The sequence below is a fragment of the Rhizobium herbae genome, from assembly GCF_019511375.1.
GTDB classification, from domain to species: domain Bacteria; phylum Pseudomonadota; class Alphaproteobacteria; order Rhizobiales; family Rhizobiaceae; genus Pararhizobium; species Pararhizobium herbae_A.
The window spans coordinates 304,642-320,907 of sequence record NZ_JAEUAO010000006.1; the positions used below are offsets into that span (position 1 = coordinate 304,642).

14 protein-coding genes and 1 pseudogene are annotated in these 16,266 nt (G+C 59.7%); 10 read left to right on the forward strand and 5 right to left on the reverse strand.

All coding sequences use genetic code 11. The features are described 5' to 3' along the window. Window positions 1-109: 109 nt before the first annotated feature. Window positions 110-1,000, reverse strand: a complete 891-nt coding sequence (locus JNB71_RS22115; protein ID WP_220373926.1) for a helix-turn-helix domain-containing protein — start codon at window positions 998-1,000, stop codon at window positions 110-112. Between the two features lie 113 nt (window positions 1,001-1,113). Between JNB71_RS22115 and pobA the strand changes: the two genes are divergently transcribed. The 7 genes from pobA to JNB71_RS22150 all read left to right on the forward strand — a co-directional run bounded on the left by pobA (window position 1,114) and on the right by JNB71_RS22150 (window position 7,601). Further along, window positions 1,114-2,286, forward strand: a complete 1,173-nt coding sequence (pobA, locus tag JNB71_RS22120) for a 4-hydroxybenzoate 3-monooxygenase (RefSeq protein ID WP_220373927.1) — start codon at window positions 1,114-1,116, stop codon at window positions 2,284-2,286. Window positions 2,287-2,352: 66 nt separating this feature from the next. Beyond that, window positions 2,353-3,525: an ABC transporter substrate-binding protein gene (locus JNB71_RS22125; protein WP_220373928.1), complete on the forward strand. Its 1,173-nt coding sequence runs from the start codon at window positions 2,353-2,355 to the stop codon at window positions 3,523-3,525. 67 nt (window positions 3,526-3,592) lie between these two features. Next, the gene (locus JNB71_RS22130; RefSeq protein ID WP_220373929.1) at window positions 3,593-4,456 is read left to right on the forward strand and encodes a branched-chain amino acid ABC transporter permease; all 864 of its coding nucleotides are present in this window, start codon (window positions 3,593-3,595) and stop codon (window positions 4,454-4,456) included. 1 nt (window position 4,457) lies between these two features. Further along, window positions 4,458-5,459 (forward strand): branched-chain amino acid ABC transporter permease, encoded by a 1,002-nt coding sequence (locus JNB71_RS22135; protein WP_220373930.1) that lies wholly within the window; start codon window positions 4,458-4,460, stop codon window positions 5,457-5,459. Continuing rightward, window positions 5,456-6,220 (forward strand): ABC transporter ATP-binding protein, encoded by a 765-nt coding sequence (locus JNB71_RS22140; RefSeq protein ID WP_220373931.1) that lies wholly within the window; start codon window positions 5,456-5,458, stop codon window positions 6,218-6,220. The genes JNB71_RS22135 and JNB71_RS22140 overlap by 4 nt, the downstream gene beginning before the upstream one ends. Next, window positions 6,201-6,917 carry an ABC transporter ATP-binding protein gene (locus JNB71_RS22145; RefSeq protein ID WP_220373932.1) on the forward strand — a complete coding sequence of 239 codons (717 nt, stop codon included), beginning with the start codon at window positions 6,201-6,203 and terminating at the stop codon, window positions 6,915-6,917. Before JNB71_RS22140 ends, JNB71_RS22145 begins: the two co-directional genes overlap by 20 nt. Window positions 6,918-7,277: 360 nt before the next feature. Continuing rightward, window positions 7,278-7,601, forward strand: a complete 324-nt coding sequence (locus tag JNB71_RS22150; protein ID WP_220373933.1) for a hypothetical protein — start codon at window positions 7,278-7,280, stop codon at window positions 7,599-7,601. Between the two features lie 94 nt (window positions 7,602-7,695). On the opposite strand, the gene JNB71_RS22155 is transcribed toward JNB71_RS22150, so the two are convergent. Beyond that, window positions 7,696-7,893, reverse strand: coding sequence for a hypothetical protein (locus JNB71_RS22155; RefSeq protein ID WP_220373934.1), 198 nt, complete (start codon window positions 7,891-7,893; stop codon window positions 7,696-7,698). A 238-nt stretch (window positions 7,894-8,131) separates the two neighbouring features. Between JNB71_RS22155 and rpsU the strand changes: the two genes are divergently transcribed. From rpsU to uxuA, 3 genes and pseudogenes are all read left to right on the forward strand, one after another. After that, entirely contained in the window at window positions 8,132-8,365 is a 234-nt protein-coding gene (gene rpsU / locus JNB71_RS22160) for a 30S ribosomal protein S21 (RefSeq protein WP_018328164.1), read from the forward strand. 311 nt (window positions 8,366-8,676) lie between these two features. Then, a pseudogene (locus tag JNB71_RS24590) lies at window positions 8,677-8,858 on the forward strand (L-idonate 5-dehydrogenase); the annotation flags it as partial. 25 nt (window positions 8,859-8,883) lie between these two features. After that, window positions 8,884-10,080, forward strand: a complete 1,197-nt coding sequence (gene uxuA, locus JNB71_RS22165; protein ID WP_220373935.1) for a mannonate dehydratase — start codon at window positions 8,884-8,886, stop codon at window positions 10,078-10,080. Between the two features lie 656 nt (window positions 10,081-10,736). On the opposite strand, the gene JNB71_RS22175 is transcribed toward uxuA, so the two are convergent. From JNB71_RS22175 to JNB71_RS22185, 3 genes are all read right to left on the reverse strand, one after another. Beyond that, window positions 10,737-12,095: a PAS domain S-box protein gene (locus tag JNB71_RS22175; RefSeq protein ID WP_346657298.1), complete on the reverse strand. Its 1,359-nt coding sequence runs from the start codon at window positions 12,093-12,095 to the stop codon at window positions 10,737-10,739. 681 nt (window positions 12,096-12,776) lie between these two features. Next, entirely contained in the window at window positions 12,777-14,990 is a 2,214-nt protein-coding gene (locus tag JNB71_RS22180; RefSeq protein ID WP_220373938.1) for an Ig-like domain-containing protein, read from the reverse strand. A 191-nt stretch (window positions 14,991-15,181) separates the two neighbouring features. Next, on the reverse strand, window positions 15,182-16,266 hold a 1,085-nt coding region (locus tag JNB71_RS22185), incomplete at its 5' end, for a VCBS domain-containing protein (protein WP_220373939.1).

Consider the following 16,266-nt stretch of genomic DNA (forward strand, 5'->3'; position numbering starts at 1 on the left):
GACCAACGGCTCGGACCCGCGGCCATGTGAACGGCCCACGCCGGACGGCTTCGGTGCATGAAAGCAGCGGCTCCTGCTCGCGCCGCATCACCAGCACCGGACCCAGCGGCTATCCTTTATCAAACTTGGCTTTTGCACTTTGGCGCCAAACGCGCGGTGTCACGCCCGTACTCTTGGAAAAGAATCTGAAAAAGTAAGCCGGTTCAGTAAACCCAAGACGGAATGCAATTTCCTGAACGCTCCCCAGTGTGAAAAGGAGCTCGCGTTTTGCTTCATCGATAAGCTTATTGGCAAGTAGCTCGTGCATGGTTTGTCCAGTTTCCGAACGAACGATGCGGTTGAGATGAGTATGAGAAACGCCGAGTGCTCTAGCGTAGAAAGATGCCGGCTGGTGCGAACGAAAATGCTGCTGCACAAGCCCGACCACAATCTCCATTCGTCGTTCGTTCTCGCTCGATGCGAACTTGTCGACGTTGGTGTTATCTGAAATTCTCGCCGTGAGCTGCAGCGCTAGGGAGATGTATGAGAGCAGGAGTTCGCTGCGACCCGCACGTCGCTGCCCGAATTCGATGCCCAAGCGATCCAGCGTCTGCATCAAATACGCCGCATCGATATCTTGTGGATCAAGCGTCGTGGCATGTGGCGCAGCAAACCATTCACCTAAGCGACCGCGGTCTCCAACGGGCTGGGGTAATTGTGAGCTAAGGACCGTAATAACGAGCCCTTCGATATCACGGGAAAAGCGAAACCCGTGGCTTACACCTGGAGGAATGGTCAGCACAGCTGGAGGACAGATCGCTGATTTCGCGTGCCCGAAGATTGCGTCACCTGAGCCCGCTTCAATATACAAAATTTGAAAGAAGCTCGCGTGCCTATGTGGCTTTATTTCCCATTGATGCTGGCTGCTGCGTGATCTTATCGTCTCGCAATGCAGCCAAAAATCTAGTTCTTTGCCAGAGTTTTCACCATAAAGCTCATAGGTTGGTACAGGCGTGGGCATCTGCATCTCGCGCGATCAATGTTTGTTTTGTCCAATTTATAGTCCAGAATTTGCATTGTTCCTTGCTGATATCGCGGCAAAATTGATGAAATGCAAATCTCGGGAGGAAACGATTGCGGACCCAAGTCGTCATCATCGGGTCAGGACCATCCGGCCTGCTGCTCGGCCAACTTCTCACCGAAGCCGGCATCGATAATGTCATTCTTGATCGGGTGAACAAGAACTACATCCTCGGGCGTGTTCGCGCCGGCGTTCTGGAGGAAGGCACGGTTCGGCTGCTGGATGAGGCCAAGGCTGGAGCGAGGCTGCATGTCGAAGGCTTGCCGCATGAGGGCTTTTCGCTCGCCTTCGACGGACGCGACCATCGCATCGACCTGCATGAACTGACCGGCGGCAGGCGCGTCACCGTTTACGGGCAAACCGAGGTGACACGCGATCTGATGGAACGGCGCGAAGCAAGCGGCGCCCTGTCGATCTACGATGCCGTCAATGTCGCGCCGCATGATTTCGACGGCTACTCTCCCTTCGTCACCTATATGAAAGACGGTGCTGAGAGGCGCATCGACTGCGATTTCATCGCCGGCTGCGACGGCTTTCATGGAGCAAGCCGCAAGGCCGTTCCCGAAGCGGCAATTCGGAGTTTCGAGAAGGTCTATCCTTTCGGCTGGTTGGGCCTGCTTGCCGACGTGGCGCCCGTCAGTCATGAACTGATCTATGCCAACCACCCGAGGGGCTTCGCTCTCTGCTCGATGCGCTCGGCCACGCGCAGTCGCTACTATATCCAATGTCCGCTCAACGAGAAGGTCGAGGACTGGAGCGACGAACGCTTCTGGGACGAACTGCGGCGGCGCCTGCCGGCGCACCACGCCGAGGTGTTGAAGACCGCGCCGTCCTTCGAGAAATCGATCGCTCCTTTACGCTCCTTCGTGGCCGAGCCCATGCGGTTCGGTCGGCTCTTCCTCGTCGGCGATGCCGCCCATATCGTGCCGCCGACCGGTGCCAAGGGGCTGAACCTTGCAGCGAGCGATGTCCACTATCTCTTCGCCGGGCTCATCGAGCACTACCATGAACGCTCAGGTGGCGGCATCGACGCCTATTCCCAGAAGGCGCTCGCCCGAGTGTGGAAAGCCGTGCGGTTTTCCTGGTGGATGACGACGATGATGCATCGTTTCCCCGACACCGGCGATTTCGACCAGAAGATCCAGGAGGCCGAGCTCGACTATCTCACACATTCGCGTGCTGCTTCGACGGCGCTCGCTGAGAATTACGTGGGACTGCCATTCTGAAATGGAAATTTGAGACTGGTGCGAACGATGAAGGTCCGCATTTTGAAAGTGGGAGGAACTGAAACCATGAAGAAGCTTGTTTTCGCCGCAGTTGCGGCAGTCGCCATCGGCACGAGCGCCTATGCCGACCCCATCAAGGTCGGCGTCATCGGGCCGTTCTCCGGTCCGTTCGCCCTCCAGGGCAAGAATTTCAAGGCCGGTATCGACGCCTACATGGCGGTCAACGGCAACACGGTCGGCAGCGATACGGTGGAAATCGTCTATCGCGACGTGCCGCAGCCCGATCCTGCGCAATCCAAGGCGCTGGCACAGGAGCTGATCGTCAAAGAAAAGGTCCAGTATCTTGCCGGCTTCTATTTCACACCGGATGCCATGGCGGTGACGCCGATCCTGAAACAAGGCAACGTGCCGATGGTCATCATGAATGCCGCGACCTCGGCAATCGTCACCAAGAGCCCGCTTGTCGTGCGCACCTCCTTTACGACCTGGCAGACCTCGACGCCGATCGCAAAAGTCGCCTTCGACGCCGGCGTCAAGAAGGTGATTTCGGTCGTCAGCGATTACGGCCCGGGCGTCGATGCCGAGAATGCCTTCAAGGCCGGTTTCGAGAAGGCCGGCGGCCAGGTGGTCGAGGCGATCCGCATGCCGCTTGCGACCAACGACTTCAGCCCGATCATGCAGCGCATCAAGGATTCCGGCGCGCAGGGCGTCTTCGCCTTCCTGCCGTCGGGGCCGACGACACTCGGCTTCGTCAAGGCTTACAACGAAAACGGTCTGAAGGCTGCCGGCATCAAGTTCTTCGCGCCGGGTGACCTGACCCAGGAATCCGATCTGCCGGCGCTCGGCGATGCCGCACTCGGCATCCAGACGACCTTCCACTACGCCGTGTCGCACGATTCCCCCGAGAACAAGGCTTTTGTCGAGGCGGCGACCAAAGCGATCGGCAACAAGGCCGAACTCTCCTTCCCCGCGGTCAGCGCCTATGACGGGATGTATGTCATCTACAAGATGATCGAGGCAACCGGCGGCAAACAGGATGCTGAGAAAGCCGTCGATGCGGTGAAGGGCCTAGCCTGGGCGAGCCCGCGCGGCCCGGTTTCGATCGATCCGGAAAGCCGTCACATCACACAGAATATCTATCTGCGCGAAGTCGCCAAGAGCGACGACGGAACCTATATCAACAAGGAAATCCAGACGTTCGAGAAGCAGGGCGACCCGGGCCTTGCGGCGGCCAAATAACATCGAGCGTCAGAAGCGGCGGCGGGTTTGGACATCAGCGGCCCGTCGCATTCAAACAGGTATGTCCATGCAGACAGTCTTCAGCATAGCCGTCGACGCGCTAGCCTATGGCATGGTGCTCTTCGTGATCTCGATCGGCCTTTCGGTGACCATGGGGCTGATGCGTGTCGTCAACCTCGCTCACGGCGCCTTCGCGATGATCGGGGGCTATATCGCCTCCTATGCCGCACGCGACCTCGGTCTTGGCTATGCGGCTGCGGTCATCGCGGCCGTCGTCGCCACCATCATCATCGCGATCCCGCTCGAGCGCTTTCTTTACCGCCGGATCTATGGCGCGCCCGAACTGACCCAAGTGCTGATGACCATAGGCATCACCTTCTGCGTCATCGGCATAGCGAACTATGCAATGGGACCGACGCTGAAGACCATACCGCTTGCCGGTGCGCTGCAGGGCTCCGCAGACCTCGGTTTCCGCACGATTCCCGTGCACCGTCTTTTTGTTATCCTTTGCGGCCTCGCCGTGGCGCTCGCCCTCTGGTTCGCGATTGAGAGAACCAGCTTCGGCGTCAAGCTGCGCGCCTCTGTCGATGATGCGGCGATGGCTGCGGCACTCGGCGTGCGCACCGAGATCATCTATGCGGTGAGCTTTGCCGTCGCCGTCGGGCTTGCCGCCTTCGGCGGCGTCGTCGGTGCCGAACTGCTGCCGGTCGAACCCTATTACGCGCTGCGCTACATGGTCACCTTCCTGGTCGTCGTCTCCGTCGGCGGCGCCGGGTCCATTCCGGGGGCGCTGATCGCCTGCCTGCTGCTCGGAGCGATCGATACGACGGGACGCTACCTGATGCCGGAATTCGGGGAATTCTTCTTCTATCTAGCAGTGATCGCCATCATCTGCGTCTTCCCGCGCGGTCTTGCCGGAAGGGTGAAATGAGATGGCACTTGTCATGAACAGCGAAAACGAACGTCTCCAGCATCAGCGCCGCTTCAGCGGTGATCTAATCGGAATAACAGCCATCGTGGCCATCGGCGCGATCGGCTACTTCGTGTTCCCCGACAATCTCGCGCTTTTGACGCGGATGATCACGATCGCCCTGCTCGTCCTGTCGCTCGATCTGGTGACAGGTTATTGCGGCGTCGCCACGCTCGGCCATGCCGCGCTCTTCGGCTCCGGCGCCTATGCTGCCGGAATCTTGTCGGCGCATTACGGCATCAACGACCCGCTGCTGATGATGCTTGCCGGCATTGCCGCCGGTGCGATTGCCGGGCTGCTGTCGGGCGCAATCATCTTGCGTGCGCATGGATTGCCGCAACTCGTGCTGTCGATTGCCCTCATCCACCTCTTCCATGAATTCGCCAACAAGGCCTCGTCCTGGACGGGAGGCAGCGATGGGCTGTCCGGCATTGCGCCGGACCCGATCTTTGGCCTTTTCGAATTCGATCTCTACGGCCAAACCGCCTTCTTCTTCGGAATGACGCTGCTCCTTGTTGTCTTTGTGCTACTGCGGTTTCTGGTCCGCTCGCCCTTCGGCATGCTCTGCCGCGGCATCAGGCAGGATCCGCTGCGCATCCGCGCCATGGGCGGTTCGCCGATGGCGGCCCTCATTCGGATGTATGTCATCTCGGGCGCCGTTGCTGGTGTCGGCGGCGCTCTGAATGCGATCTCGACCCAGGTCGTCGGCCTCGACAGCCTGTCCTTCACCCAATCGGCGGAAGCGCTTGTCATGCTCGTGCTCGGCGGCACCGGCTCGCTGTTCGGCGCGCTGTCAGGCACCGTCATCTTCATGCTCTTCGAGGATTACGTGTCCGCCGCCAATCCCTTCCATTGGCTGACCATGGTCGGAGCGTTGCTGATCGCCGTCGTGCTCTTTGCGCCGAAAGGCCTGTTCGGCACGGCCGCGGCCTTCGTCCGCCGCCGGAAGGAGGCGCGCGCATGAACCCGGTTTTCGAAGTCTCCAATCTCAGGAAAGCCTTTGGCGGCCTCGCCGTCACCAATGATGTCTCTCTCGCAATGGCGCCGGGCGATCGTGTCGCGCTGATTGGTCCGAACGGCGCTGGCAAGACCACCTTCGTCAACCTCGTAACCGGCAATCTCTCACCCGATTCCGGTGAGGTTCGCCTGGGCGGCGAGGCGGTCACGAAGATCGATGCGGTCGGCAGGGTCAAGCGCGGCCTTGTTCGATCCTTTCAGGTCACGCGGCTGTTCCAGGACATGACGCCCGCCGAACATGTGGGGCTTGCGGTCCTTCAGCGGGACGGAAAGGCAAAGCGTGCGTTCGGAAATTTCCTCGCCATGTCCGACGTGATGACGGAGGTCGACGAACTCCTGGGAAAACTCGGGCTGGCGTCGCTGATGCATCGCAGGGTTAGTGAGATCGCCTATGGCCAGCAGCGGCTGCTCGAGATTGCGGTGGCGCTGGCGCTGAAGCCAAAGGTGCTGCTGCTCGACGAGCCGGCGGCCGGCGTGCCGCAGAGCGATACCGGCCGCATCGAGCAGGCGCTTGCCGACCTGCCCGGCGATCTCGCCGTGCTGATGATCGAACACGACATGGATCTCGTCTTCCGCTTCGCCAAGCGCGTCATCGTGCTTGCGGCGGGCGCGATCATTTTCGATGGCCTGCCGGCCGATGTCACCAGGGATGCGCGTGTGCGCGAGGCCTATCTCGGGAGCTATGCCAATGCCAGCCATATCGCTTGAGGTCGACAATCTCTCGGCCGGATATGGGCCGACGCGGGTCCTGGAAGGTATTTCTTTCTCCGTGCCCGCTGGCGCGCGGCTTGCCGTGCTCGGCCGCAACGGCATGGGCAAGACGACGCTGCTCGCGACACTTGCCGGGCAGACCAGGCGCTATGACGGCCACATCCGCCTCGGCGATCTGGATGTCACGACAGTGCCAAGCGCAACGCGCGCGCATAAGGGTCTCGGTTATGTGCCGCAGACCCGCTGCGTCTTTCCGACGCTGACGGTCGAAGAAAACCTCTTCGTCGGCCTGAAGGCGCGGCCTAAAACGGCGCTGGAGGAAGCTTACGCCATGTTCCCACGGCTGAAGGAGCGCCGCCGCAACCTCGGCAGCCAGCTCTCCGGCGGCGAGCAGCAGATGCTTTCCACCGCCCGCACCATTCTCGGCCGCCCGTCCGTGCTGCTGCTCGACGAACCGCTCGAGGGCCTAGCGCCTGTTATTTGTGAGGAACTCATGGCCGCCTTCGCCGAACTCGCAAAATCAGGCGATATGACGATCCTGCTCGTTGAACAGCGCATCCAAAGCGCCCTCGATTTCGCCGATCAGGCCATTGTTCTTGAGCGAGGGCGGGTGGCTTGGGCGGGAACACCGGGAGAGTTATCGAGGGATCATGACGCGGTGGAGCGTCTGCTGGGCATCGGCGGGCTGCATTAGCGCGAAATCATTTCGAAACGATGAGCTACTACAATAACGCAACGCGCCGAAGTGGACGAACTGCTCGAATGTTGTGATGGGTTGCGGCTAAGAGCCAAGCTCCGGCCTTACCCGCCACGTCGCTGGGCTATCACTCCACGAGACGCGACGAAGCTGCCCCACGTCAGAACAGGGATCCACCGCTCCTCACAACCCATCGGCTGGCCGATGGTTTCTCTACGAAGCGGCACCAAGAGATCGCCGACCACACTTTTGCCGCCATACCGTTGAAGTACCACCCCGACACGCGGAAAGCGTGACATGGAAATCGCTGCGGCCAATCCTATGTTCAGTCGAGCGAGGCCACGCACGAGGGATACAATGTCGGTTGTGATCAGGCGCAGAGCGGCGGAAAACGCGTTTCAAAAGGCGCGTGAGGCCGGGCATATCGTTGAACAAGACGAACGTTTTCATGCGTGGATTGAAGAATGGATAAACGGCGACATCCAGATGCCCGAAGTCGCCAGGCGTTACCGCTCGCTTCTCGCCGAGCGCTCTGCCAAGCGCAAGGCTCGCAGTGCTGTCCCAGCGACGGAAGACATCGAGGATGCGAGCCCATCTGGAGGCGAACCACCATTTGACCTCGAAACCGAGATCAATCGATTGATGCTTGAGGATGAGCAACCTCCGAACGGCAGAGCGTAGACAACAATTCCGTCAGACTTCTCTTCCGGATCGAGTTCTTCCATTATGATCGGCAATGCGAGCTGGACTTTTGAACGGAATGAGCCAGCGGGCTTCAGTGGATTTCCCGTTCTGCCAAAGCATCGATCAGCCGGATCTGAGAGCGTACTCCGCGGCTATATTCTGAAATGAGAACCGCCGCCTCCTTCGTCGCCTCGCTTCGAGGCATATTCTTTTGGCGGCACCAGGCCTCAAGGACGGTCTGCAGCAGAGCAATGTCTTTTGGCGGTATGGAGGTGGCAAAATGTTGCATCGTTATCCCTCCCAAGGATGATGCCGGCCGTGACGGATCGCTCCCGCGATCTCCAGCGGTACCACTTTAGTCCGATTCAACTGATTGCAAAACAGACGTTTGAACGATATTGCCTCCTCGCGCACTCCAAGCGGGCATTGTTCTGCGGAGATTGATCTCTCAACCCGCTAGCAAATTTTGTCAAACGCTATAAATTGCGCTGCCATCGCTCCTAACACTCAGGTTCTAAAGGGTTCACATGCAGGTACTAGTTCGCGACAACAATGTTGACCAGGCTCTTCGCGTCTTGAAGAAGAAGCTTCAACGAGAAGGTATCTTCCGTGAAATGCGGCTGCGGGAGGCCTATGAGAAGCCGTCGGTAAAGAAGGCTCGTCAGAAGTCCGAAGCGGTAAGCCGTCAGCGCAAGAATGCTCGTAAACAGCTTCAGCGCGAAGGGCTTTTGCCAGCGGCCAAGAAGAAGACTGGCCGATGAAGGCGATTGCGCCTTCGCTGTCTTCGACTTCTCTGAGTGTGACTGCGCGCTAGCAACAGATCGATCGCCGTTTCGGCCAGCACTTTGCGCCCATCCGGTGCGCAAAGTGCTGGCCGTTGCGCGTCATTCGCATTCCGCCGCATGGGACGACATCTTCGTCTGCTCCCGCCGGTTTCCTCACCGCGGTTGAGCACTGATATATCCGTCTCACCACTTCAGCGGTTCCGATCCACACCTTCCTTGCATCTGCCCGAGCAACGCTCCGGTTGCCCGATCTTGCGTTGCATAGCGCGTCAAAGGACGCGCCGTGGCTGGATCACGCCCGGGCTGCGGCGCCAGCCGAACCATCAATGTCCGGCGAGAGCCTCCAAAGCTTGCCGAATACGAAGCCGAAAAGGGGCAGTTCGACGTCATGTTCGAATGCTCGGCCTCGGAGCCTGCCCTGCGCAGCGCGATTGCCACGGTGAGGCCCCGAGGCATAATCGTGCAGCTAAGTTTTTTGTCCTGGAGGAGTTCTCATGCGACACACATGGCGTTGGTTCGGTCCGATCGACCGGGTAAGCGTTGGAGATGCGGCTCAGGCCGGTGCGCACGGCATCGTCACGGCGCTGCATCATATCCCGACCGGCGATGCCTGGGCGGTGGAGGAGATCACCAGGCGCCAGGAACAGGTTCGCGCCGGCGGCCTCGAATGGGAGGTCGTTGAGAGCATGCCGGTGTCGGAAAGCATCAAGAGGCAGACCGGCCCCTGGCGCGAACACATCGCCAACTGGCAGGAAACGCTCCGCCATCTCTCAGCCGCGGGCATCCGCACCGTCTGCTATAATTTCATGCCGGTGCTCGACTGGACGCGCACCGATCTGCGCTGGACCGCGCGTCACGGTGCAAAGGCCATGCGGTTCGACCGGATCGACTTCGCCGCCTTCGACCTTCATCTGCTGCAGCGGCCAGGCGCCTTTGAGGACTATGACGCGACGACGCGCGAGGAAGCGGAACGGCGTTTCCGCGGCATGACCGAAGAGCGGCGGGCGGCACTGTCGCGCAACATCGGCGCCGGCCTCCCCGGCTCGGCGGATGGCTACAGCCTGCAGCAGCTCAGGGATCATCTGGAAACCTATGCAGGGATTGATCGGGAGAGGCTGCAGCGCCATTTCGTCGATTTTCTCGCCGAGGTGACGCCGGTGGCCGAACAGTTTGGCATTAACATCTGCGCCCATCCGGACGATCCGCCATGGGCGCTGCTCGGTTTGCCGCGCATACTCTCCAGCGCGGAGGACTATGCCTTCATGCTGCGGGAAGTCGACAGCCCCGCCAACGGCGTGACGTTCTGCACTGGTTCGCTCGGCGCCCGCGCTGCCAATGACCTGCCTGCCATGGTGCGCCAGCTGGCCCCGCGGATTCACTTCATCCACCTGCGCAATGTCCGGCGCGAGGAACTGCAGACGCCCTGCTCCTTCTACGAGGACGAACATCTCGAGGGCGACACAGATATGGTGGCGGTGATCGCCGAACTGCTCGCCGAGGAGAAACGGCGTCGCGCCGGTGGCCGGGCGGACCACCAGATCCCGATGCGGCCGGATCACGGCCAGGAAATCCTCGACGACCTGACGCGCGGTGCCCAACCCGGCTATCCCGCGATCGGTCGTCTTAAGGGACTGGCCGAATTGCGGGGCATCGAGCGCGCCTTGTCACACGAGACCTACGGGCTGGGCTGATCATGGAACGGCTGTCTGCCTCGACTCCCTTGCCGGCCCAAATCGAAGGGCCGTGCTACGATCGCGCCGCCTTGAACCCCGGCATTCTGCATATCGGCTTGCGGTGCCTTCACCGGGCGGATCAGGCCGTCTATACGGATAGAGCCCTGGCTGAGAGCTTCGGCGACTGGGGGATTGTCGGCGTCAGCCTTCGGTCACTCGACGCGATCCGGGACCTCAGGGCGCAGCACCGTGTCGAGGCCGCAGGCACCGATATACATGCAAGCGGCAGCGCGAACGCTCGACGGAATCGGCTGAACGTGAACTGAAGGCGATCAGGAACGCTGCGGAGGCCGGCTAGTCGCCTGCTCCGCGAATGAACAAGGCGCCGACCAGTCCCAGCACAACGATGCATTGCAGGATGAACATTGGCCACTGGTCAGACACGGGGCACGTCCTTGGGAACCATCCATCCGCCCTGCGAGTTCTTTAGCAGTTGATGCGCAGAGGATACGCTATGAACAATATCATTTATCTCATCGGACTGGTTGTTGTCGTTATCGCCGTTCTGTCGTTTTTCGGGCTGCGATAGAAAACGGCAATTTGCTTCCGCACCCCCTGCTTGCCGGAACATGCACCGATTTCCAGGCATCATTTGCGGAAGTGAGAACGGCGCGTTAAATGGTGGAAAGCCGCTCCCGGGCGACGGATAGGCGGATCGACAACCCTTCGGGATGCCAGCGGCGGACAATCTGGCCGCCAAACTGGCTCTCAACCGTTGCCTCGCCAAGAAGCGTTCCGAATCCGTCGCCATTGGCTTTTTCATTCACTGTCGGTCCGCCGCGTTCGGTCCAGGTAAGGACGAACTGCGCCCCGTCCTCCTGGCACGAAATATCGACCACGCCTTCGGGCACTGACAATGCGCCGTATTTGGCTGCGTTGGTCGCAAATTCGTGAAGCAGCAAAGCAAAGCTGGTCACCACGGAACCGCTGATCAGAACATCCGCGCCCGTTACGCGAGCCCGATGGCCGCTTGAAACCGCATCATAGGGCGCCAGGATCGTCCTGATCAACTCATGCAGCGTGGTCGTGTATTCGGAACTACCGCTGGCTTCAGAGAAACTGGGGATGGTCAGAGCGTGGGCCCGCGCCAGAGCGTTTAGGCGGTCGCGCACGACAGTCGCCAGCTCGGTCGTCGTTTCCGCCGACCGGGCGCTGAGGGAAACGACGCTGCTGGCGACGGTGAACAGGTTTTTGACCCGATGATTCATCTCCCGGATCAGAAGGTTTTGCTGTTGCTCGGCACGCTTGCGCTCGGTGATATCGCGGGCAATCTTCGCGGCGCCGATGACCCTGCCCTCACGGTCCCGGATCGGAGAAACAGACAGCGATATTTCGATCAGGCTGCCGTCCTTGCGTCGCCGGATCGTCTCGTAGTGGTCGATACGTTCGCCGCGGCGAATACGGCCGAGAATGGCCGGCTCCTCGTCGTGCCGTTCCTGAGGGATCAGCATGGCAACCTGCTTGCCGATGGCTTCAGCCGCAGTGTAGCCGAACAACCGCTCGGCGCCACCGTTCCAGCTGATGATGGTGCCGTCCAGATCTTTCGCAAGGATCGCATCGTCCGAGGAGGCAAATATGGCGGCGTACCGCTGTTCGGCCTCGTCGGCGATGGCCCGATCAGTCAAGTCGACCAGCATATTGACGGCGCCGGTGAGATTTCCTGCGTTATCGAAAAGCGGCGTCGGATATGCGAGGAAGGGAACGCGGGTGCCATCGGGGCGTTCCGCAACGGCCTCCAGGCCACGATTTGCGCGTTTTTCCTTCAACGCGACCGCCATTGGACATTCGTCATGCGGCAACGGCCGGCCATCGGGCCAGTACAGCTTCCAGGAGCCGCAGAATTCGCTTTTGCCGATCTCGGGGTGAACGCCCCACATTGCAGCTGCAGCACTGTTGTAGAACGTGATGCGGCCGTTCGCGTCTGTCATGTAGATCGGCTGGGGAAGCGCCTCCAGAATATGCTCAACAGCCACACCGCCCCCCTGGGAGCCGCTGTACCGGCTGCCTGGGACCAGATCATCGCGCTCGTTTTCAAAGATCGGAAGAGAGATCATTTGGCTCCCGTGTGTGGAAGCGACAGCGCCCTGAGGCCGCAGTCGGAGGTTCACTATAATCGGGGCGGGTGATTGTAGAAAGCCCCACTTTCTTACGGTAGCGCTTGAGCAATAGCGACGAAAGACGTGTCAATGGCATACCACACGACACAGCTCGCCGTAAAACTGGGAAAATTCACAAGGCTGCTGTAGTCGGCGACCTGAAAACATTCTTCAGATCTTCTTGGGACCCGGTCTGCCCCATCCGTATTGATGATCTTGCTACCGCCGATCTTCGTTCAGCCTGCGCCTTTTGCATAGCGCGAGTGGCGGGACGCGCTCGCTGCACCAAGTGCGTTTGTCGGGGAGCCATCATGAGGATGATGTCCGCTCATATTGCCTGTATTTCACGTATTGCTAACATATGGCGACTGACCAAGAGGCCCCTCGCTGGTCAGTTGGAGGTTAGCCTTACCCCGGGGCCAAGCCTCTGCAGGCCGCGTCGTCGCAATCACGCACGCAGCCAGGGCCCGGGTGGCGATTCTCGCACGTTGCCCGGGCCTCATTTCCCTTGGTGGCTCGCTTTTCATGACTTGGCCGGCCGCGAGAAAAAGTCGAGCGCTAATGACCTATGCTTCGCAGGATGGACGCGCCGCCGCTTGCACGATCATCGCCCCGTCGCCGATATATCACCCGATATGCCCCGCTCTCGACAGGGAACATGCAGTAGGCAACTCCCTTCACGGTCTCGGTTTCATAGTCCACTGGCAAACCGTCGCGGCTGATCGCGAATACCTCTTTCTCACGAGTCCGCGCCGGAATCATCCCGCGAAGCATGGTTCCGGTTCGCCTGTCGGCAAATGCCTCGAACGTAAGGACTTCACCGTTCCATCCGAGACGTGCGAAATGCGAGTTGTTGCGGCCGTCGGTCCAATCGAGCAATTGCTGTACCGAAACCAGCGGCACGCCGCGCGCTTTCGCTGCGGCCATCAATTGTTCATCGAAATCGTCACTGAAGTCGTAATGCGTGCCGAACGCGCCGTAATAACCCTGGGGTCCAAGAGCCCGGTCAAGCTGAGTTTCGATTGCTGACGGAAAGCTCATTTCGCTTTCGTTCACAAGATGAGAGGCGACTTGGTAGACATCGATCATGCTGCCGTCGAGATCGGCAAACCGCATCGGCAGGCCAGAACCGGTCATGAAGCCGGGACGGTCCTTTATCCACGAGCCCAGCCAATAATAGTAGTTAAGGTCCATGCGGATCCCGTAACGCGCCTCCACCTTCGGCGTCGACGCCCAGTCGCTCCAGACGACGCAGTGGGTGCGATTTCCCGTTTGTGGGGGCAGATCCGGATACTTGGTGCGGAACGCGTAGAGTTCCCGGCGGAAAATACCCGCCAAATCCCTTGGCACGAAATTTCTGCAGCCCGTGTTGACGTGCACGCCGATGTCGAAGCCCTCGGTGGCATAGGCATGCGCTGCCTTTTCCGACAAACCGCTACTTGTGTAAATCCAGGAGGTGGAGCGGTAGCATTCCCAATCCGCGATCGAGCACCGCTCGGGCTCATTGTCCTTGAGGCGATTGAACGATCTTTGGGTTCCGCTGCGGGTGCCGTGATCATCGCCGGTCATCACGAGAACCGCCTTGTGTCCTTTGGGAAGGTACCACAACCTCGGCAACGGCGCCTTGTCTTCCAGCATGAAATTAATCAAATTGACAAGCAATCGCTGCTGCTCGTCGGCAACAGGGATGGCAATCCTGTCGAAATCGTTCCAGTCGGGTTGCCTGTCGCCATTCTTGGCGCCGAAGAACAGATCGTTCGGACGCATGACCGAATTGCCGTCGCGTTCATCGCCGGCCCATGCCGGATTGCCCTGGCGAGTATAGATGACCGAGCGGGCAAGATCATAGGTAAACGCCGCCGCCTGGCCTCTGGCCTTGCCAATGGAGCGAATCGTGATCGCCGGGTTGGGCGTGGCGTTCGACTGGGTGTTGTAGAGCCGGGCAACTTCGATCGTGCCTTCATTCAACCGGTATAGATCGGCCGCGCCATGATACTGGATCGTCTCGCCGACGATACCGTGTCCGGGCGCGCTTGCGGTGTCGATCAGCAGATAACCTTCGTTCTGCGATGCAGCCTGGTCTCTCAAACCCAGCAGGTCGGCTAGCTTTTTGTCGGGCCGCATTGCAATCAGATCGCCACCCCTTTCGACCCATGCGGAAAACATCGCCGCCTGCGCCTCACTCAGCGGCATCTCTCCCAACAATGCCAAGCTGAACCGGTTGAGCAGATCCAGAGTAACGTTCGACAGATCGACGCTTTCGAACGAGCCTATTCCTTCGGCCCGCAAAATCTCGCTGTAGTATTTGCTGAAGGGCAACACACGCGAATTGACGAGCAGGACAGGCCCTCCGAACCCGCGCTCCAGATCGCGCCGCGTCGTGAACTCCCAACTTCGACCGTCAGCCAAGGCGTTGCCGGCCCTGTCCTCAATACCGGCAGCAAGGGTTGCGGTATATCTTGTAGCGCTCGTCAGTCTCGTGACTGGCGCAAGCACGACTGAGCGAGTCCATTCGTCGTACGAGACGCTCGTCTTCACCGGCAGGGCATTTGCCGAAAGCCGAAACGAGTCCACCTCGATGCTGGCTGGATCGATGTCTTCGCTGAACGTCACAGTGATCGCGGCATCAAGATCGACATCAACCCCGCCCGCTAAGGGGGTCACCCAGGACACGGTTGGCGCTGCGCGATCGCGCGAGGCAACCACAACCAAACCCGCCACTGCCAGCATTGCCGCGACGATCAGAGTAAGAGCACTGCTCCTTCCGGTCATGTTTGCTGCGCCTCCCGACGGTCCAATTGGATACGCAAGTTAGGTTCCGCAAACAATATCTAAAGTACCAACGAATCTGCGCAAGATCCGGCCGTCAGGATTGGCGGGAAGGCCAGCGCGGCGCGATGAGTGTAGGCACGACGATTAAGCAGCGCCCCCTCTGGTGAGGCCAGTGGGGGCGGGGATCGCGCTCAGACAAACAAGAAGTCACCCGAGTTGAAATTCGCAAGCCCGCCGAGAGTGGTGATGTTGTCGAGTTCAGCGACAAGCACAGCGCCGCCGGCTGAGCTTGGGTTCTGATCGTAGTAGACCGCCGCATGACCGAGAGTCGTATTGTGGAATACGAACAACGCCCCCGTGGTTATGTTGCTGTAACCATTGATGGCGCTCTGGAAGGTTGTGTTGGTGACGCTCGCATCCGTTTTCACGGCGACCTCTGTTCCGGCAACATTGATCGTGCTGTTGTTTCCCACTTTCACGTTTTCAACGCTTGAATTGTTGTTGCCGACCGCGAATTCGAACGTTCCGCCTCCAACGTCAAACTGGAGCCTGTCTGCAGTGGTGCTGTTCGTGTCGGCATGGAAGTCAGTTATATGGTTCGTAGTGCTGGAAAATTTCTGGAAAAAGAAAGTGTCATTTTCCGCCCCTCCGGTCAGTGAGTTGCTCCCGCTCCCGCCGTTCAGCGTGTCATTGCCACTACCGCCATTCAGGGTGTCATTGCCTTCCTGACCGAACAGCGTGTCGTCTGCGCCCATGCCGAAAATCGTATCGTTACCGCCGCCACCATAGAGCACATCGTCGCCCGAAACCCCGGTTTGGCTATCTGAAGAGCCATTCCCGCCGGTTATGATCGAGAACGTTTCCGTCTTCTCAAAAGCACTTCCTGCAGGATCGCCGGTCTGCGTCGCCTTTACCATGACTGTAAAGGTATCATTCTGGGATAGGTCGCCAGAACTGAGTGTATTACCGCTGACCGAGAACAAGCCGGTATCCGATTGCGAAACAATGCTGAACACGAACCCGCCAGTATCGGGATCGGTCGCGCTCAACAGTCCATTGAACTTGAAATTGTTGAAGTTGACATCATTAGCAGGGGCGACAGGCGTCAGCTTGATGTCGGTCGGTGCCTGCCTGGCTGGCCCATCATCAGCGCCGGTGATGGCGACGACGATGTTGTGGCTGGCGGTGCCGTCGAGCGAGGTGACGCTCAGCGTGTCGCTGACGGCGTCGCCCTGGTTGAGCGCTTGCGTCGCCGCCCGGTCGTTGTCGAGCGTAT